This window comes from Alicyclobacillus herbarius DSM 13609, assembly GCF_000430585.1.
GTDB classification, from domain to species: Bacteria; Bacillota; Bacilli; order Alicyclobacillales; family Alicyclobacillaceae; genus Alicyclobacillus_G; species Alicyclobacillus_G herbarius.
In genome coordinates this window covers 1-18,765 of record NZ_AUMH01000033.1, presented here as the reverse complement: position 1 = coordinate 18,765, position 18,765 = coordinate 1, and the positions used below count along the sequence as shown (strand labels likewise).

22 protein-coding genes are annotated in these 18,765 nt (G+C 59.4%); 2 read left to right on the top strand and 20 right to left on the bottom strand.

Annotated features, from left to right (window positions below):
* Positions 1-582 precede the first annotated feature (582 nt).
* The 9 genes from H522_RS0115390 to H522_RS0115350 all read right to left on the bottom strand — a co-directional run bounded on the left by H522_RS0115390 (position 583) and on the right by H522_RS0115350 (position 10,905).
* A complete protein-coding gene (locus H522_RS0115390) occupies positions 583-963 on the bottom strand; it encodes a response regulator (protein ID WP_026963011.1) in 381 nt (126 codons plus the stop codon).
* Between the two features lie 197 nt (positions 964-1,160).
* Positions 1,161-2,780: a CTP synthase gene (locus H522_RS0115385; protein WP_026963010.1), complete on the bottom strand. Its 1,620-nt coding sequence runs from the start codon at positions 2,778-2,780 to the stop codon at positions 1,161-1,163.
* 81 nt (positions 2,781-2,861) lie between these two features.
* Positions 2,862-3,434 (bottom strand): DNA-directed RNA polymerase subunit delta, encoded by a 573-nt coding sequence (gene rpoE / locus H522_RS0115380; RefSeq protein WP_026963009.1) that lies wholly within the window; start codon positions 3,432-3,434, stop codon positions 2,862-2,864.
* Positions 3,435-3,598: 164 nt separating this feature from the next.
* On the bottom strand, positions 3,599-4,750 hold the full coding sequence (locus H522_RS0115375) for an acyl-CoA dehydrogenase (protein ID WP_026963008.1): 1,152 nt from the start codon (positions 4,748-4,750) through the stop codon (positions 3,599-3,601).
* Positions 4,751-4,752: 2 nt separating this feature from the next.
* Positions 4,753-5,904: an acyl-CoA dehydrogenase gene (locus tag H522_RS0115370; protein WP_026963007.1), complete on the bottom strand. Its 1,152-nt coding sequence runs from the start codon at positions 5,902-5,904 to the stop codon at positions 4,753-4,755.
* Between the two features lie 20 nt (positions 5,905-5,924).
* The gene (locus tag H522_RS0115365) at positions 5,925-6,704 is read right to left on the bottom strand and encodes an enoyl-CoA hydratase/isomerase family protein (protein ID WP_026963006.1); all 780 of its coding nucleotides are present in this window, start codon (positions 6,702-6,704) and stop codon (positions 5,925-5,927) included.
* Between the two features lie 32 nt (positions 6,705-6,736).
* Positions 6,737-7,594, bottom strand: a complete 858-nt coding sequence (locus H522_RS0115360) for a 3-hydroxybutyryl-CoA dehydrogenase (protein ID WP_026963005.1) — start codon at positions 7,592-7,594, stop codon at positions 6,737-6,739.
* A gap of 102 nt (positions 7,595-7,696) precedes the next feature.
* The gene (locus H522_RS0115355; RefSeq protein ID WP_026963004.1) at positions 7,697-8,890 is read right to left on the bottom strand and encodes an acetyl-CoA C-acetyltransferase; all 1,194 of its coding nucleotides are present in this window, start codon (positions 8,888-8,890) and stop codon (positions 7,697-7,699) included.
* Positions 8,887-10,905, bottom strand: coding sequence for a (Fe-S)-binding protein (locus H522_RS0115350; protein ID WP_245578149.1), 2,019 nt, complete (start codon positions 10,903-10,905; stop codon positions 8,887-8,889). The genes H522_RS0115355 and H522_RS0115350 overlap by 4 nt, the downstream gene beginning before the upstream one ends.
* A 449-nt stretch (positions 10,906-11,354) precedes the next feature.
* On the opposite strand from H522_RS0115350, the gene H522_RS19835 reads away from it, so the two are divergent.
* Complete coding sequence (locus H522_RS19835; protein ID WP_245578148.1) at positions 11,355-12,413, top strand: DEAD/DEAH box helicase; 1,059 nt, start codon at positions 11,355-11,357, stop codon at positions 12,411-12,413.
* The gene (locus H522_RS22200) at positions 12,364-12,612 is read left to right on the top strand and encodes a hypothetical protein (protein WP_245578147.1); all 249 of its coding nucleotides are present in this window, start codon (positions 12,364-12,366) and stop codon (positions 12,610-12,612) included. Before H522_RS19835 ends, H522_RS22200 begins: the two co-directional genes overlap by 50 nt.
* Positions 12,613-12,690: 78 nt before the next feature.
* Here the strand turns inward: H522_RS22200 and H522_RS0115340 are convergent, their stop codons facing one another.
* The 11 genes from H522_RS0115340 to H522_RS19820 all read right to left on the bottom strand — a co-directional run.
* Positions 12,691-13,476, bottom strand: coding sequence for a D-aminoacyl-tRNA deacylase (locus H522_RS0115340; RefSeq protein WP_026963002.1), 786 nt, complete (start codon positions 13,474-13,476; stop codon positions 12,691-12,693).
* 153 nt (positions 13,477-13,629) lie between these two features.
* Positions 13,630-13,830 carry a transposase gene (locus H522_RS19830; protein WP_155836484.1) on the bottom strand — a complete coding sequence of 67 codons (201 nt, stop codon included), beginning with the start codon at positions 13,828-13,830 and terminating at the stop codon, positions 13,630-13,632.
* Positions 13,831-13,857: 27 nt separating this feature from the next.
* Positions 13,858-13,989 carry a hypothetical protein gene (locus tag H522_RS22365; RefSeq protein WP_281173106.1) on the bottom strand — a complete coding sequence of 44 codons (132 nt, stop codon included), beginning with the start codon at positions 13,987-13,989 and terminating at the stop codon, positions 13,858-13,860.
* Positions 13,990-14,250: 261 nt separating this feature from the next.
* Positions 14,251-14,454, bottom strand: a complete 204-nt coding sequence (locus H522_RS0115325; RefSeq protein WP_026963001.1) for a hypothetical protein — start codon at positions 14,452-14,454, stop codon at positions 14,251-14,253.
* A gap of 106 nt (positions 14,455-14,560) precedes the next feature.
* Entirely contained in the window at positions 14,561-14,722 is a 162-nt protein-coding gene (locus H522_RS21620; protein WP_155836483.1) for a hypothetical protein, read from the bottom strand.
* Positions 14,723-15,154: 432 nt separating this feature from the next.
* The gene (locus tag H522_RS0115310) at positions 15,155-15,616 is read right to left on the bottom strand and encodes a small, acid-soluble spore protein, alpha/beta type (RefSeq protein WP_026963000.1); all 462 of its coding nucleotides are present in this window, start codon (positions 15,614-15,616) and stop codon (positions 15,155-15,157) included.
* Positions 15,617-15,655: 39 nt separating this feature from the next.
* Complete coding sequence (locus tag H522_RS20740) at positions 15,656-16,243, bottom strand: DUF1934 family protein (protein WP_051344349.1); 588 nt, start codon at positions 16,241-16,243, stop codon at positions 15,656-15,658.
* 21 nt (positions 16,244-16,264) lie between these two features.
* On the bottom strand, positions 16,265-17,167 hold the full coding sequence (speB, locus tag H522_RS0115300) for an agmatinase (protein ID WP_051344348.1): 903 nt from the start codon (positions 17,165-17,167) through the stop codon (positions 16,265-16,267).
* Complete coding sequence (speE, locus tag H522_RS0115295; RefSeq protein ID WP_026962998.1) at positions 17,164-17,997, bottom strand: polyamine aminopropyltransferase; 834 nt, start codon at positions 17,995-17,997, stop codon at positions 17,164-17,166. Before speE ends, speB begins: the two co-directional genes overlap by 4 nt.
* Before the next feature lie 78 nt (positions 17,998-18,075).
* On the bottom strand, positions 18,076-18,360 hold the full coding sequence (locus tag H522_RS22195) for an ATP-binding protein (RefSeq protein ID WP_342664413.1): 285 nt from the start codon (positions 18,358-18,360) through the stop codon (positions 18,076-18,078).
* A gap of 132 nt (positions 18,361-18,492) precedes the next feature.
* Positions 18,493-18,765: integrase core domain-containing protein (locus H522_RS19820; RefSeq protein WP_035454361.1), on the bottom strand; the 273-nt coding region annotated here is incomplete at its 5' end.

Sequence of the window (18,765 nt, the reverse complement as noted above, 5' to 3'; positions counted from 1 at the left end):
CGTACAGCACGGAGAAGCCAGCAGATATCTGATCCATTCGGGCATAGACCCTGCACATGAGCTTGGCTGGCCTCCACCCTTTCGATAGGCCGTACGAAGGACTGCTTGGGGCACAGACCCTGTGAGACATGAGAGGGTAAACCACGAAAGTGTTTGGTGGAGATCCGAGGTGCGTACCAAAATCTAGAAGGCGGTGCTACACCGTCTGGTTTGGTACACCCTCAAACGGGTCCGCCCACTCACATCACACATTTTGCGGTCTGGGTACGCAAGGAGTCAAATGCGAAATCGTGCGATTGAGTGAGAAAAACGAAGAAAAACCTACTTTCCCTGAGAGAGGATGCCCTCCCGCAAACCGCGTGCGTCCGACAGACGTTCCGATAACAGACATCTGTTCTACGGGGTCCATCCTTTTATGTATGAGGCTAGTTATCGTGTCATGATGAGCGCTGGCGGTTTTTGGGCACCACACACGTTCCGGTGGCGTATACGACTAACTGCGGGGAAGCGAGCACTTCCGCCCGTGCACCATCCCCGGGGCGGTTCAAGACCCTTGGGTTTATTTACTGCAGCTGGGATTCTTCACGTTTCTCGGACTCCATCGTCGGCCAAAAACGCCCGCACAACCTGGCGCAGCTCGTCAATGTCAAACGGCTTGGTGAAGTGAGCCAACGCCCCCATCTCCACCGCCTCTTGAATCAAGTCGAGCTCGCCATAGGCGGTCATCATAACCACCTTGCTGGGAATCTCCAGTTTGCACAGGTTGCGTAGGATTTCGAGACCATCCATGCCGGGAATCTTCATGTCCAAAAGAATCAGATCAGGTGACTCCTTTTTCGCGAGTTCCAACGCCGTCGGTCCATTGTGCGCGAGGAGCGTCTGGTAACCTTCCTTGTTTAGCACTTCTTGTAGCAGTATGCGGATACCAAACTGGTCATCCACAACCAGGATTTTCTTGCCCAATGAAACCCACCCTTTGGCGGGTGCCACAGGGATTCAACGAAAACCCAATCGTCCCCGCCCTGCGGACACCCTCTAAGATGTGAAGCGGAGCCTCCCAACTCTCTTCTGAGGACAATCCGTGTGAGGTAATTTTCGCGATTCAGGGCAGAAAATCCTCCCAATCGGCGTTCGGCCTGTGTCGAATTTCACGAAACTACCTACTTTACCGTGACTCCCCGCTGCTCCTGATGCCGCAGGGAAGCCGCAATGAATTCGCGGAACAAGGGCTGCGCCCGGTTCGGTCTGGACGTGAATTCCGGATGGAACTGGACGGCGACAAACCACGGATGTGTCGGTACCTCAATCACTTCCACCAGCCGACCGTCCGGCGACGTACCGCTGATGACCAGCCCGGCCTTCGTCAGGACATCGCGGTAATCGTTATTGAACTCATACCGATGGCGATGGCGCTCCCGCACTACGGCGCTCCCGTACGCCTTGGCGGCCAGGCTGTCCGGTGTCAGCCGGCACTCGTACGCCCCCAGGCGCATGGTGCCTCCCAAATCCTCCACCTGCTTCTGCTCTGGCAACAGATCGATGACCGGATAGGGCGTGTTTTCGTCAAACTCGCCGCTGTGAGCGCCAGCCAGATTGGCCACGTGGCGTGCATACTCGATGACGGCGATCTGCATGCCCAAGCAAATCCCAAAGTACGGGACCTGGTGCTCACGCGCATAGCGACATGCGGTAATCTTCCCCTCGATGCCCCGGTCGCCAAAGCCACCCGGAACCAGGATACCGTCGGCGTCGCCGAGCAGCTCGGCTACATTGTCCTCGGTGACCTCCTCCGCGTGAATCCACTGGATGTCCACCGAGGCGTCGTTTTCAAACCCGCCGTGACGGAGCGCCTCAATCACGCTGGCGTACGCATCCGGCAAGGCCACATACTTGCCGACAATGGCAATCTTCACCCGCCGTTTCAGGTCCTTGATGCGCGCGACCATCCGCTTCCACTCGTCCAAATCCGGCGCCGTAGACGTGAACCCGAAGTGGCGCAGGACGATGGTGTCCAGCCCCTCCTCGCGCAGCATCAGGGGCACTTCGTAGAGCACTTCGGCATCCCCGTTTTGAATCACCGACTCCACGTCCGTATCGCAGAACAGGGCAATTTTCTTCTTGACGTCGAGCGACAATGGCACCTGCGTGCGGCAGACGACGATGTTCGGTGTGATACCAATACTGCGCAGTTCGGCCACGCTGTGCTGGGTGGGCTTTGTCTTCACTTCGCCGGTGAGGTTCAAAAGCGGCACCAACGTGACGTGTATGTACAGGACGTTGTCCCGGCCGACCTCGCTTTTCATCTCGCGAATCGCCTCAAGGAACGGCAGGCTTTCAATGTCGCCGACCGTGCCGCCGATTTCCGTGATAACGACATCGATGCCCGGCGCCGCCGCCTGTAGGATGCGTTCTTTGATCTCGTTCGTGACGTGCGGAATCACCTGCACCGTTCCGCCCAGGTAATCCCCTCGCCGTTCCTTCGAGATGACTGACCAATAGATCTTGCCACTGGTCACGTTGTTGGCGGCACTCAGGTTCTCATCGACAAACCGCTCATAATGGCCCAGGTCCAAGTCCGTCTCCGCGCCGTCGTCAGTGACAAACACTTCGCCGTGCTGATACGGGCTCATCGTACCCGGGTCCACATTGAGGTACGGATCGAACTTTTGGATGGTCACCTTAAGTCCGTGGCTCTTCAGCAGCCGGCCCAGCGAAGCGGCCGTGATTCCTTTCCCCAAGCCCGAGACAACGCCTCCGGTGACAAAGATGAACTTCGCCATCATTCTGCTCCTCTCTCACAAAAACAGCGTTCCAGCCGCAGCTGGAACGCAGACTGGCACATCGAGCCAGGGTTCCAATTCTCAGTATTTGCTGTCTTCATCGTCCAACGATTCGTCCAGGTCCTCGTCGGTCAGCAAGTCGGAATCCTCTTCATCTGTCAGGTCCTCGTCGCTGTCGCCATCGTCCAGGTCGTCCGTCTCCAGGTCGTCCGAATCCTGGTCTTCATCCGTGACCTCCGCGTCATCGGTGTCCTCGTCGAGCACTGCGTCCTCATCTTCGAGGATATCCTCATCATCCTCGTATTCATCCACATCGACGTCTTCGTCCTCGTCGCTGAAGGCGTCGCCGCTTTTCCGGACAAACCGTTTGCTGGAGAGTGCCTTTTCGGCCGTACGGTCGACCGGATACCAGCGCCGCAGCCCCCAGGTGTTTTGTCCGAGGCAGATGAACCGTCCGTCGATGTTAATCTCGGTATAGAGTCGCGCAATGACCTCCATTACTTGTTCGTCGGTCATCCCGCGCAACGCCTGAATATCTGCCACCAAGTCGCGGAAATTGCACGGTTCCTTGCGGGTGCGGAGAATTTCCCACGCCAGTTCAACCAAAGGCATCTGTTGAATCTCGTCTTGCGATTTGGACAATGCCACAGCCATGCCGATTCCTCCTCGCCATTCGACGGGGCTGACTATGCCAACTCAAATACGAGCATTATAGCACACGTTGCGCCGTATCACACGTATCCACCCAGAAATTTTTCATTTCTGTCTTTTCGAGGTTGCCCGGAAAGGAGTCGGAACTCCCCTTTCCAAATGCATATTTAACGCGCGGCGCGCAGAATGTTGCGGCTGATGACCAACCGTTGGATTTCGTTCGTTCCTTCGTAAATCTGCGTAATTTTCGCGTCGCGCATGAACCGCTCCACTGGATAGTCGCGGATGAACCCGTAACCGCCGAACACCTGCACCGCCTCGGTGGTCACCGCCATCGCGGTGTCGGAGGCAAACACCTTACTCATCGCCGACGCCTGCCCGTACGGCAGGCCCTCGGACTCCAGCCACGCCGCCTGGTAGGTGAGTAGACGCGCGGCTTCAATCTTCGTCGCCATGTCCGCCAGCTTAAACTGGATCGCCTGTAAATCGGCAATCGGCCGACCAAACTGGTGACGGGTTAAGGCGTAGTCACGGGCCAGCTCAAACGCCCCCTCGGCGATGCCAACCGCCTGCGCCGCAATCCCGTTCCGCCCACCGTCCAGCGTCATCATGGCAATCTTAAAGCCCATGCCTTCCTCGCCTAGGCGATTGGCTACCGGCACCCGGCAGTCCTCGAACACCAGCTCCACCGTGGTGGAGGCGCGAATGCCCAGCTTCTTCTCCTTCTTGCCGATGCGAAAGCCGGGCGTCCCTTTTTCGACGATGAACGCCGTAATCCCCCCGTGCGACCGCTTTTCCGCATCCGTCAGGGCGAACACCACGTACACCTCGGCGCTGCCGCCGTTTGTGATGAACACCTTGCTCCCGTTAAGGACATAGGCGTCTCCATCGCGGACGGCAGTGGTGCGCATCCCCGCCGCGTCCGATCCGGAACCAGGCTCGGTCAGGGCGTACGCCCCCAGCCACTTCCCCTCGGCCAGCGGCCGCAGGTAGGTTTGCTTTTGTTCCTCCGTCCCAAACTTGAAGATGGGCCAGCTGGCCAGGCTGGTGTGGGCCGACAGCACCACGCCCGCCGAGGCGTCCACCCGCGACAATTCCTCCACCGCAATCACGTAGGCCAAGTAGTCCATGCCCGCCCCACCGTACTCCTCTGGCCAAGGAATCCCGGTCAACCCAAGGGCGCCCATCTTATCAAACAAGGAGCGGTCAAACCGCTCCGCCTCATCCCGCTCGGCCGCCCCCGGCGCCACCTCGCGTTCAGCAAAGCGGCGCACCAGCTGGCGGAGTTGTTCGTGTTCTTCATCCAGGCGAAAATCCATCCTTATTCCCCCAATGAACGCGTAAGATGGCGACCAATGACCAGCCGCTGAATCTGGTTGGTGCCTTCGTAAATCTGGGTCACCTTGGCGTCCCGCATATATCGCTCCACCGGAAACTCCTTGCTATAGCCGTAGCCGCCAAACAGCTGCACCGCGTCGGTGGTCACCTGCATCGCCGTGTCGGAGGCAAACAGCTTGGCCATCGACGCCTCCTTGCCGCACGGCCGACCTTGGTCGCGCAGCCATGCGGCGTGATAGACCAGCCACGTAGCCGCCTTCACCCGCGTTGCCATATCCGCCAGCATAAACTGGACCCCTTCCAGCTCAGCCAACGGTTTCCCGAACTGGCGGCGCGTCTGCACGTGCGCTCGGGCGCTGTCCAAGGCCGCCCGGGCGATGCCAAGCGCCTGCGCGGCGATGCCAATGCGCCCCGTGTCGAGGAGACGCATGGCGATGACAAACCCTTCGCCTTCCTCGCCCAGCCGCTGCGTAGCCGGGACGCGGCAGTCTTCGAACAGAAGCTCGCACGTGCTCGATCCGTTCAACCCCATCTTCCGTTCCTTTTTGCCAATATGGAAACCGGGGGTGTCCGCATCCACCAAAAACGCGCTCACCCCGCGGCTGCCCTTATCTGGATCTGTCACCGCAAACACACAGTACACCCCGGCTACGCCGCCGTTCGTGATGAACACCTTGCTCCCGTTAAGGACATAGGTATCGCCCTCACGCCGGGCGCGGGTGCGGATGGCTTTCGCGTCCGATCCAGCATCCGGTTCGGTCAAGGCAAACGCCCCGATGCATTCCCCCGAACACAGCCGCGGCAGGTACTTCCGCTTCTGCTCTTCGCTGCCAAAGTACAAAATCGGGAACGTGCCCACCGAGGTGTGTACCGCCAAGATGACGCCGAGCGCCGCGCTGGCGTAGGAGACCTCCTCAATCGCCGCGATGTAGGAGACAAAGTCGGCGCCGACGCCGCCCCACGCCTCTGGAATCGGCAGGCCCATCAGGCCTAACTGCCCCATTTGCCGGACGACATCGTGGGGAAACTCATCCCGCTCGTCAATCTCCTTTGCCCGCGGCGCAATCACGTCCCGGGCGAACTCCCGGACCAAGCGGCGCATCTGCTCCTGTTCCGGTGTAAACTCAAAATCCATTGCGCTGCGTCCTCCCTTCCTCAGCGGCCGCGGAACGCAGCCGGACGCTTGTGCAGGAAGGCGGCCATTCCCTCCTTCTGGTCCTCCGTCGCAAAGCACAAGCCAAACAGGGCAGCCTCCTGGGCGAGGCCTTGCGGCAGCGCCACCTCGGCCCCTTCGTACACCGCCCGTTTGATGAACGCCAACGCCGTCGGCGGCAGCCCGGCCAATCGCGTCGCCACCCGCTCCGCCGTCGCCTCTAAGTCGTCCGCCTCCACAACCTGGGTGACCAGACCCGCCGCCAAGGCTTCCTCCGCGTCAATCCACTCCCCGGATAACAACCACCAGAGCGCCCGCCCCTGGCCGACGATGCGGGGCAGCCGCTGACTGCCGCCAAACCCCGGGATGACGCCCAGCGTGACCTCCGGTTGGCCGAATTTTGCCCCCCGCACGGCAATGCGCACGTCACACGCCATGGCCAACTCCATCCCGCCGCCCAGAGCATACCCGTGCACCAGGGCGACGGTCACCTGCGGCAGCTGCTCTAGCTTGCCGAACACCCGTTGACCGAGGCGGGCAAACGCCTCCGCCTCGATGGCCGACATCGCCTGCATGTCCGCAATATCCGCGCCAGCCGCAAACGCCTTCCCTTCGCCGCGGACCAAGACCACGCGCACGTGTTGCTCCCCGGCCAGCGCGTCCACGCACGCCTCCAACTGCAGCAGCATTTCCTCACATAACGCGTTTCGTTGCTGTGGACGGTTCAGTTTCAGCTCCGCCACCGGTCCACGAATGGTCAGCAGCACCAGGTTGTCGGCCATATGTATCCCCCTTCGGAATTCCCTTGGGAAATTTACTCGTAAACGTAAAACCCGCGCCCCGACTTTTTCCCCAGCCAGCCTGCCTGGACATATTGGCGCACGAGCGGGCAAGGACGGTACTTCGGATCACCAAAACCGTCGTAAAGCACCTCGAGAATCGCCAGACAGGTGTCGAGCCCAATGAAGTCCGCCAGCGTCAACGGCCCCATCGGGTGATTCATGCCCAGCTTCATGACCGCATCCACCGCCTCCGGGGTCGCCACGCCTTCGTAGACGCAAAAGATGGCCTCGTTAATCATCGGCATCAGCACGCGGTTCGAGACAAAACCAGGGAAGTCGTTGACCGAAACCGCCGTCTTGCCTAATCGCTCCGCCAGCTGAAGCACCGTATCCAGCGTCTGGTCACTGGTTGCGAGACCGCGAATCACCTCGACCAGGGGCATTACCGGCACGGGGTTCATAAAGTGCATGCCGATGACACGCTCGGGCCGCTTGGTCACCGCCGCCAGCTCGGTGATGGGCAGCGAAGACGTATTGCTGGCCAGGATGGCGTATTCCGGCAGGAGGTCATCCAGCGTTCGGAAAATGTCTTGTTTCACCTGTAGATTTTCGGTTGCCGCCTCAATCGCCAGGTCGCAAGCCGCAGCCTCCTCCAGCCGCGTGACCCGCCGGATGCGCTGCAAGACGGCCGCTTGGTCCGCCTCGCTCATCCGTCCCTTGTCCACTTGTCGAGCCAGGTTTTTGGCTATCCCCTGCAAGCCCTTATCCAGTTGCAGCGGTTGGACGTCGTACAGGTTGACGTCGATCCCGCTCGTTGCCAGCACCTGGGCAATGCCGCTGCCCATCTGGCCGGAACCCACTACCAACACTCGGTTTACCGATGCACCCACCGTCCGTCACCATCCTTTGCCGAGAATCGCTTGCTGAGAATGGCCCGGGCCAGATTCGTTCGGGCCAAAGCAGGAATCCGCGCCCAGAATATTCGCCCGCAGCTAGACCGCCCTGGGCACCTCTACCAGCACCGCGTCGCCCTGCGCGGTACCGCTGCAGATGGCGGCAATCCCAAGGCCCCCGCCGCGCCGGCGCAGCTCGAGAATCAGCGTGCCGAGGATACGCGCCCCGCTAGCGCCAATCGGATGGCCAAAGGCAATGGCACCCCCGTTGACATTGACCTTCTCGAGGCTCAGCCCAAGCATCTTGGCGCTGGTCAAGACCACAGCCGCAAACGCTTCGTTGATCTCAAATAAGTCAATATCGTCCAGGCTGTGCCCGGTCTTTTTGAGCAGGTTTTGAATCGCCAAAGCGGGCGTCTTCGCCAGGTACGGGGCCTCATCGGCGGCCTGGGCGTGCCCGAGCAGGAAGGCAAGCGGTTGAAGCCCGCGCCGTTTCGCCTCCGCCTCCTCCATCAACACCAACGCCGCCGCCCCGTCGTTGATCCCCGGAGCGTTACCGGCGGTGATGGTTCCGTTGGCTTCAAACGCAGGTGAAAGCGCTGCCAATTTCGCCAACGAAGTATCCCGGCGAGGCGCCTCGTCCGTCTCCACCTGCACTGTCTGGCGGCGGGAGGTCACTTCCACCGGGACAATCTCCTCAGCGATGCGCCCCGCGTCGATGGCGGCCGCCGCCTTCTGCTGGCTGGCGAGCGCAAACTCGTCCTGCGCCTCCCGTGAAATCCCAAATTCCGCGGCCACACGACTGCCGTATACGCCCATGTGAACGTTTTCAAACGGACACATCAACCCATCGTGGAGCATCAAGTCCATCAACGTGGCGTCGCCCATCCGCAAGCCGTTGCGGACCCCGGATGCAGCGAGGGCGTAAGGCGCATTGGACATGCTCTCCATCCCGCCAGCCACCGCCGAGTTGATGTCCCCCGCGCGAATGCGCGAGTCGGCCAAGGCCACTGAAATCAGCCCCGAAGCGCACACCTTATTCACGGTCAGACTCGGTGTCTCCCACGGAAACCCGGCCAACCGGGCCGCCTGCCGGGAGGGGATTTGCCCAGCCCCGGCTTGCAGCACCATGCCGAGAATGACTTCGTCCACCTGCTCGGGTTCCAACTGCGCGCGGGACAAGGCGCCCGTAATGGCCCGCGCCCCCAGCTCCACCGCCGTTTTCCCAGCCAGCGCCCCGCCCAGACGCCCAAACGGGGTGCGCGCATACGAGACAATCGCCGTTCGTCTCATGCGGTTTCCTCCTTCGGATTGGCCACTTCCGCATCCGCCAGCGACATAGCCAAAAGCTCAATCACGTCAAAGGTCTGCATCCTGTCTTCCGCCCCGTGCGCCTTGGTGCCGTCGATGAGCATGGTCATGCAGTAGGGACAGGCGGTGCCGACCACCGTGGCTCCGGTCTTCAGCGCCTGTTCGGCACGCATCACGTTGATGCGCGTACCGGACTCCTCCTTGAACATCCCGCCGCCCCCAGCCCCGCAGCACATGCTGTTTTGCCGGTTGCGCTCCATCTCGACCAAACGGACGCCTGGGATGGACTCGAGGATGTAGCGGGGCGGATCGTAAATCCCGTTGTAGCGGCCCAGGTAGCAGGAATCGTGATAGGTGACCACCTGGTCCACGCGGCGCTCGGGGCGGATGCGCCCTTCCTGCAAGAGCTTGGCGGCGAACTGGGTGCTGTGCCAGACCTCCTCCGCCTGCCAACCAAAGTCCGGGTACTCGTTCTTAAAAGTGTTATACGCGTGCGGATCGGTCGTGATGATCTTCTTCACACCGTACGCCTTGAAGATCTCGATGTTGCGCTGGACGAACTCTTGATACAAAAACTCGTTGCCCAGCCGCCGCGCGGAATCGCCGTCTGACTCCTCCTCGGCGCCGAGGATGGCGAAGTCAACACCGGCCGCCAACAGCACCCGCGCGAACGCCTGGGCAATCTTTTGCGCTCGTTGGTCAAACGAGGCAGCCGTGCCGACGAAGAACAGGTACTCTGCCTTGCCATCTATCTCCGCCATCGTCCTAACCGGCAGGTCCTTCGCCCACGCGGCCCGCTCGCGCCGGTTAATGCCCCACTCGTTTGACTGACGCTCGAGGTTGGCGAAGACCTTGTTCACTTCCGGGCTCGCCTTGCCTTCGGTCAAGACCAGGTAGCGGCGCAGGTCGATGATGTCCTGCACGTGCTCATTGGCCACCGGACAGGCTTCCTCGCAGGCGCGGCAGGTGGTGCAGGCCCAGATTTCCTCCTCACTGAACACCCCCATTTCAAACAGCGACTCGTCCGTCAGCGTCTCGGCGCCGGCCGCCATCTTGGCCAACATGCCGGGGCCCTGCTGGTTGACCGCGTCTTTCATCTTGAGGATGAGGTACTTCGGGGACAGCGGTTTGCCAGACAGCGTGGCCGGACAGCTGACGTGACAACGGCCACACTCGGTGCAGGCGTAGCCGTCGAGCAGCTGTTTCCAGGTGAACTGCTCAATCCGTCCGACACCGAACTCCTCGACGCTTTCATCCTCCAAGTCGAGCGTCCTCAGCTTCGGCGGTCCGAGGCGACGGAAATACCAGTTGAGCATCGCGCCCATCATGTGCGAGTGTTTCGAGCGCGGAATGACGTAAAGGAAAGTGAAGATGCACAGGACGTGAATCCAGAAACACACTTCCGAAATGGCCAAGAGTGTAGTGGAGCCGAGCCCGCTGAACCAACCGGCGATGGCGCTGACCACCGGCGACCACCAGCCCGGGGCCTTGCCCTCGAGGTTGACGTCCGCCCCCGTGGCTACCAGGTACGTGACGACGATGAGGCCAATCAGGCCGAGAATCAGGCCGCCTTCCCAGCCGCCGCCGATGCGCATCGGGCGCAGTCCGTAGCGGCGAGCCAAACCGACAATCACGGCCGCCAATACGCAAAGCGACAAAAACTCCTGCAAAAACAGATAGACGTTTGAGTCTCCCCAGGGAAAGTGCCAGCGTGTCAAGTGGAAGACAATGAAGTCCAAGTCGCCAAAAACGAGGACCAAGAACCCCCAGAAAATGAAGAAGTGGGCCAAGCCGGACGGCTGCGCCAGCACCTTCTTCTGCAGCAACACGTTGGTGACGAAGCTCCACACGCGTTTCCCGGTGTCGCCCAGACGGCTGTCGTCCTTCGCCGCCGCCAACACGTAGCGGGCCCGGTCATACACAGCCTTGACAAAAAAGTAAACCGCAACAGCAAACAAGAGGAGAAAGATGATGCCTTGCACGATATACCCAACCACGATGTCGATGCCTCCTTTGCCTCCCCTCCCGGGTGGAGCGGATCGTCCAGGGTGATGCCAGGAGATCCAACGAACCGCGCGCCTTCACACACGCGGTACGGATAGAAAAAGCGCTTACAATTCTACCGACTGGTCGGTTGTATCTATCGTATAACAAACCGTCCGAATCGCCAAGGGGAAACGGGAAACTCTAGCGGGTGTCCGTACAAAGGTCCAGACTACCTCTAATACTCTGCCTCTAACATACCACGAGAGAGCGGCAATGTCATGCGCCTCATTCATCAACGACAGCGCACTGGCTACACTCATGGCCTCACCCCCTTCCCGAAAGGCCGGGCAGAAGGGGCGCTTGGCGTACTCACACGCCCTCGGGTGTTTGAGCCCGACGGTCCACCCTTGCTTGGCGTAAGGCCACACCGTCGCGGTCGGACAAGACGGAGCTTGGAGACGTGTTCGAGCATTTGACGTATGAGCGTACAATCCAGATGATCATGGACGGATACTTGGCGGATGTGCGCGGGATTAAGGTCGAGGTTCCAGGACTGAACCTTAGCACCATTCGTACAACAGGTGGAGATTATAATGCGAAGGACCTGTCGTACGTCATGAATGATGGGGGCGCCCTTGATGCTGTGGGGGACGCCGTGCAGAATTACGCTCCAGGTCGGAAATGTCTAGTGTTCGCAGTTGATGTTAAGCATGCGAAGGCGTTGGCGGAACGATTCCAGCATGCTGGTATAGCGTGTGCGGCGGTTGACGGCGGGATGCCCGCCGAAGAACGGGCTTCCATCTTGGAGGCGTTCGCACAAAACCGCCTACGTGTGCTCGTCAACTGCCAAATTCTCACGGAAGGATACGACCAGCCAGACGTGGACGCGGTGGTTATTGCTCGCTCCACTCGTTCCCAAGCGCTCTACACGCAGATGGTGGGCCGAGCCCTGCGCCTTCATCCGAGTAAGACTGACGCGCTCGTGCTGGACTTAACTGGAGCGAGCGAAGATAAGTCGCTACAAACCTTCACGCGCCTCATGAAGACGCAACACAAGCAGAAAGGGCAGGACGCGATAACCGCGGTTGTCAGTGATGCTGAAGAACTGCCGATGGAGAACGGGGAAAGTGTGACCGAATGGCTCTCTCGTGTGGATGAAACGAACCGGCGGAAGCAAGAGAAAGCCAAACAGGTCGCCGAAGCGATGAACCTGTTCGCCAATCGTGCCCGCTATCGCTGGCAACAGATGAAGGACAATTTTGCGATCTCCTTCGGGGATTCGCGATGGGCGTATCTCTACCGGGATGGAGACGAATACTGGCCAGTGCTCGAACTCAACAACGAGAAGTTCATGCCGCTTCATGATCGGGCCGTACCGCTCGAATACGCGCAAGGGATTGCGGAAGGTTTTCTACAGCTGCTTGAATCGAAGCTCATCCAAAAGGGATGCGGAGTGGCGAGATGCCCCGATGTCGCCACGTCAGAAGTATGTACTCGACAAGTATCGAATCCGTTATGACGACACGTGGACCCGGGGCATGGCCGCGGATGCATTGACGAAGGTGTTTGCCAAGAAGCGCATCAAGACGTTGACCAAGAACTTCGATCCAGAACAATGGAGAAAGGTCTTGGCCACTGACAACGGAAAGGTATGGTTGACCCAGCGGATTGAACGATTCCGCACGTATGCGGAATCTGTGAAGGCCGTGGCACAATGAATCTCGCCTTAAGTGCTGCAAAAAGTAGAAGGTCGCCCCCGTTTTTTGAGGGCGGCCTTTGTTTTTACCGTTGCTCAGTCAGCTTTGGCTGGCGCTGGTGCTTGCAACGGACGCGGTTCCGGGTTTCGCCTTATCCGGGTGGGCAAGTAGCTTCTGGCCTTCTACAAGCCGTGTGAGACGTTTCTGCAGGTTATTAAGGATCTGTTGCTCTTTGCTGGCCGTGAGCTTTCCGTTTTGGACGGCCTGGTCAAGACGGGCCTTGGCCTTTGTCACCAATTGCGAGACCAGACTGTCAGTGGAGATGCCTTTGCTCTTAGCTACCTGAGCGATGGACTGTCCGTTTTTTAGGTCTTGCAAGAGTGTCTGTTCGCTAACGCCAAGGACCTGGGCGATGACTTTCAATGCCTTCGCCTTTTTTGCCGGATGAGCAGTGAATTTATGTTCTACGAGTTTCTGCACATTGGCGTCAAACTTTTGAATGAGCGCCTGTTCTTTACTCGCCGTCAACTTGCCGTTCTGCACGGCTTGGTCCAGGTGTTGTTTGAAACCGGCTTCCAGCTTGGAGATGAGTGTCTGTTCTGAGACACCATTAGACTGCGCGATCTGTGCCAAGGTCTGGCCAGATTTTAGGTCCGCTTTCAGAGTGCTTTTGTCTATGCCGAGAATCTTGGCGATTTCAGTTGTCGCTGCGCCGAACGCAAATTCTCGACCGTGTCCGTACGAGCGATGCCATGCATGTTGCTTCGGAGCTGAACCCGTACCAGACGTGGGCGAGTTGTTTGTTGCCGCGAACGCAGTGATTGTGCCAAACGTTCCTGCCGCCAACACCGTCGCCGCTAGGATAGCTTTCACCTTGAGTTTCAACGGTTCTGACCTCCTGTTGGATTGATTAGCATTCGAACGGCTGACGGGTCACATGATATTAAGCGTTGATTGAATGGAGCTTGAACAAACTCTCGCCCGCGCATTCCCCTTCCTAGGCGCGTCAGCGCCAGGAGGGGGTCAAGCGGGCGTTTTTTAGTTCTTCCCCTGCGATTCAATATATCGCTTGACCACCTCCAGGCTCGCATGTCCGACATTTCCCACGTAGTATGCGCGGTGCCAAAAGACCGGTTTCCAATAGAACTTGCGAAGGTGTTCAACATATTTGGCGCGGATTCGTCGAGAACTCGCCGATTTGAGATTGTTGATGAACTCTAGATTATAGACGAGGGACACGCGATCCGTTCCCCTCCTGCGCGTATATCAGGTTGCACTATCCCTATCCAGCCTGAGCCCGCTCTGGGCGGTCTCCCCCACGGCCGCCTGGTTGTAGATGACCGTCACGCCTTCGGTGTCGACCACGTGGATGCCCTCCTCAATCGTCTCTAGTGCCAATTTTTCGGCACCTGCTCACGTTTCGGCGCGTCGTTTCGCGTAGTACCGCGGCTGCGCCAGATTTTCGGCAGGCATTCGTCTGTGTGGGGCTTTTGCATATACTGAGTGATGAATCCTGGTTGTTACTGTGAGATGGGCACTCACAGTGTGGATGGACCGTGGATTCAAAACCAAAGGGGGATGCGGATGGTCATCCGAATCCCCCTTGTGGTTAATTGGGCATTCACAGCAATGGATGGACACTGTCGAAGGGTCGTACCATCAAGTAAAGACGGCACGAATCTGGAAGCATGGAACCCGAAGCAGGACACCATCCACTACGAACAGAGCGATGTTATCCCCATCATAGCCCTGGAATCGAGCGCTGAAAATCGCGGCATCAATCCACACCAGGACCCTGGTTCCAACGCCAATTCCGCGCAGGACCGGGCAACGCCCCATCCCGAGAGTACCTCCAATCGGCATACCTTCTCACCTCCTTTCAAGCGCATGAAGTGAAATCCTAAACCAGTGCTGAGTCGTAGGTTTCGTGCACTACAGACTCTGAAAAACGGATTTGGAACTTCTTGATTTAGAACTTCTTATCGTTCGACGAATCTTTGGCATCCGATGAATCCTTCGCGTGCGGCAGCCCCAGATAGCTCGGCAGCCGGACGGTGTTCGGCAGACTGTTTGTACTTGGTAAGCTAAGATTGCCCGGCAGACCTGTGGTATTCGGCAGACCTGGATTCACATACATCACCCCCTTTCAAGTGAACTGAGTTCGTGATTCAGCCAAGCTTGAAACCATGGTTCTTCAAAAACGTCGCGAGTTTTTTCTCATTGCCCGAACGGAGGATTTCCCGACATTTTCGGGAGAACTTCGGGTCAGACTGCATTCTTTGCAAAAACTTCTGAATCTCAACCCCGGTGAGTCGGACTTTCGCTCGCTCCAATGCGTTGTTCACGGTACTACTCTCCAATCTGGATTTCGTCTGGGATTGAATCATCTAACATACCGTATGAACGAGGTTACTAAGATGGACAGGCTAAGGTCCTATGTTCATTTGCGGATTTTTTCACTGGTAGATAGGTACAAGCCCTTATAAGGTGGGAAAGGTCTGTAAAACGACTGACAGCCACTCCGCCAAAGGTTGCCGACCTTCGGAGTGACTGTCATCTCAAACTACTCTTTTCGCTTCTTGGATGGATTTTCCAGAAGGGCGTTTGCTCGCTGGCGCAACAGGGCGCCGAGTTTGCCGCATTGCGCGGTCGTGGCGCGGCCGAGATCGGCCATTGTGGAGGCATCCAGTCCGAGTTCTTGCGCCACCTCGGCGCGCATTCGCTCCATCAGCCGTGCCCGCTCCGCTTTGAGGGCCTCGTCGGTAGCGTTACGCCGCCGGGTTGTGTTCGCTTGCCGCAAGCTACCAGACCGTCGCGCTTCTCCCGATTGCCGCGTTTTCCCTGACTGCCGTGCCTGGCCCGACCGCGCCGGTTTCGTCCGTTCCGAAGTAGAACGCGACGGCGGGGCATTGTTCTTCGGCAGGAGCTCGTCCGGGTGGGTGACTGCCGGTGCTTGTGGTTTCACCTGACCCCGCGCACGTACACGGGGCGAGTTGCGCTTCACCGCCTTTCGTTCACGGCCCATTTTGCGGCAGCACCTCACTCAGTGCGCGGCGCGCGGCCTTCACTCGGCTTGCTCAATGGCAAACACCAGCTCCACGCGATTCGCCGAATCCGGGTCCGCCTCCGCACCAAGCCCAATCCGGCAACGTACGCGCACCTCGCCGCCCTCCGGCTTAAGCCGCACGTCCACCGATTCCGCCTTCACCGCCACCGGAATTGACCTTCCCGCCACGCGCAGTTCGGAATAGGTGGTCTTTCCGGGCAGAAACCGCTGCGTCCAGGTCACCGCGCCCCGCCGCATCCAGGTGACACCATCCCTATCGAGTCTGAGCGCGCTCTGGGCGGTCTCCCCCGCCTTGGCCGCCCCGGCGTCTGGTTCCTGATAGACAAACCAGTGCGATCCGCCCTTTTGCCGCCAGCGTACGTCTTCAATGCTGGCCTCCAGAATCTCGGGCTCCGGCGCGACACTCTTCTTAGGCGGGGTACTTGTATCGGCACTTGTATGGGCACCCGCCTCGGGCCCCGCGCGCTCCTTTGCGGCTGGCGAATCCCCCTCCGTGCCGGAAGGGGCCGCCTCGCCCGCATACTCCATGCGCCGCCAACGGATGCGCACGCGCCGCTCGGGCGTACCTTCGTCATACCACCACACGCAGCACACCTCGTCTACCGATCAGCGCACGAAGGCCAGCAGCGCCTCACGTACGAGCTTGGCCGCCAAGATTTGCGTCTGTTCGGACGGATCGATGAGCGGGGAGGTTTCCACGAGGTCAAACCCCACTACGTTCAGCTTGGCCAACTCCTGCATCACGGCAAACCCTTCGCGCGGGGTGATACCCCCGTGTTCCGCCGTACCCGTGCCCGGCGCATGAGCGGGATCGAACACGTCGATGTCCCACGTGACGTAGACGGGGTGCCCGACCAATTCGGACAGGACGCGTTGCAAGGGCTCGAGCACGTCAAACGGGAAGAAGTGGGTGTGTTCGCGCGCCCAGCGGAACTCCTCGCGGGTGCCGGAGCGGATGCCAAACTGGTAGACCTTGTCCGGACCGATGGCATCGCACACCTTGCGGATGACGGTGGCGTGCGAGTACTCCTCGCCCTCGTAGGATTCGCGCAAGTCCGTATGCGCGTCCAAGTGGACGACGCGCAGGTCCGGGTGCGCCTCCCAAGCAGCCCGCAACGCGCCCCAGGAAGCCAGGTGCTCGCCGCCTAGGCCAAGCGGAAACTTGCCGGCGGCGTAGAGAGCCTGCACGTACTGGTAGATTTTTTCCACGCTGGCCTGCGGATTGCCAAACGGCAGCGGGATATCCCCCGCGTCAAAGTAGCGGATGTCCGAGAGGTCCCTGTCCAAATACGGGCTGTACTCCTCGAGTCCGATGGAGACCTCGCGGATGCGAGCCGGGCCAAGACGTGTGCCGGATCGGAACGAGACGGTCCAATCCATGGGCATGCCATAGATGACCGCCTGCGCCGCGTCGAAATCATCCGTCGCCGCGATAAATACGTTGCCGCTGTAGGCGGGGTCAAACGGGCGGCCAATCCCGCCCGCCGGGTCCAAACCGGCGTTGCTCATCCGCGCGTCAGCTCCTCGACAAACGGCGGCAGCGCAAACGCCGCCTGGTGCACCTGTTGCGAATAATACTTGCAGCCCTGCACGCGGATAGGCTGCGGGGCGAGCGGGCTGTATTCCTTGCTGCCCAAGGTGAAGCTCCACATGCCCGTCGGGTATGTCGGGATAAACGCCAAGTATAGGTGCGCCTTCGCGAACACGCTGGAGACATCGCGAAAGACTTGGCGAATCAAGTCCCGGTTGGCGAACGGGGACTCCGTCTGGGCCACAAACACGCCGTCTTCGCGCAGGGCGCGGTGGACCGCCTGATAGAAGTCCTTCGCAAACAATCCCACCGCAGGGCCAATCGGATCGGTCGAGTCGACAAGGATGACGTCAAACTCTCCGGGGTGCTCTTCAACGTAGCGGATGCCGTCGGTCACTTGAACATCGACGCGGGCATCCTTGAGCCCCTGGGCAATGTGCGGGAAATACTGTTTGGACGCTTCGATGACGCGCCCGTCAATCTCGGCCAGCACCACCCGCTGCACGGACGGGTGCTTGAGGATCTCGCGCACAGCGCCGCCGTCGCCCCCTCCCACGACAAGCACGTTCTTCGGGTTGGGATGCGTGTGCATCGGCACGTGCGCAATCATTTCGTGATAGACAAACTCGTCCTTGTCGGTGGTCATCACGCAGCCATCGAGGACAAGTAGATTTCCGTACTGAGCGGTTTCGTAGACGGCGAGCGACTGAAACTCAGTCTGCTCGCTGTGGATGGTCCGGTTCACCCGGAGCCCGAGCGATAGGTTCTCGTTCTGCAGCTCGGTGAACCACAATTCCGGCTTCGCCATGGGCAGGGCCTCCTACACAGTGCAGTCGTCAAATTGCCGTCCGTATTATACCAAAATGTCGGGCAGCGAATGTGGATTTCACTCTACGTCTTGCACCCATCCCGTGAGCACCGCGCCGCCATCCGGATGGTTGGCTGCAACGAGGTCACCGCCGTGGGCTCGGAAAATGCGTTTGGCAATGGTGAGTCCGAGTCCTACGCCTCCCGTCGCCCGATTCCTTGAGACTTCCCCTCGATACAGCGGATCGAACACGTGATTCAGGTCTTGCGGAGAAAACCCTGAGCCTGTGTCCCTGACTAAGACGATGACTTTCCTTGGCTCCTTGTACCATTGAACGAAAATTCCACCACCGAATCCCGTCAAGGGCAGAGTCCACGGCCACGTTGGTGCCAGGTCGGAGGCGCTGCCCTGCCGTATTGAACCCGCCTTTGTCAAGACAGATGGGATGGCCTTTAAGAGAGAGATAAGAGACTTACAATTCAGATAAAAATCGTCTCACGCTGCGTTCTGTTGCATTTTCCAATTTCTGAATTCCAACGGTGAGCGATAACCTAGTGCGGAATGCGGTCGGTCCGTGTTGTAAAAGTGAATGTACGACTCAATCGCCGCTTTCGCCTCGGCCAAGCTGCTGTATTCCTGCAGCCAGACCTCCTCCTCCTTCAGCGACCGGAAAAATCGCTCGATGTATCCGTCAGCATCGGGGTTGTTGTACCCCGTTCGCTCGTGGTTGATTTGGCTGGCCTTCATCGCTTGGATGAAACGTCGACT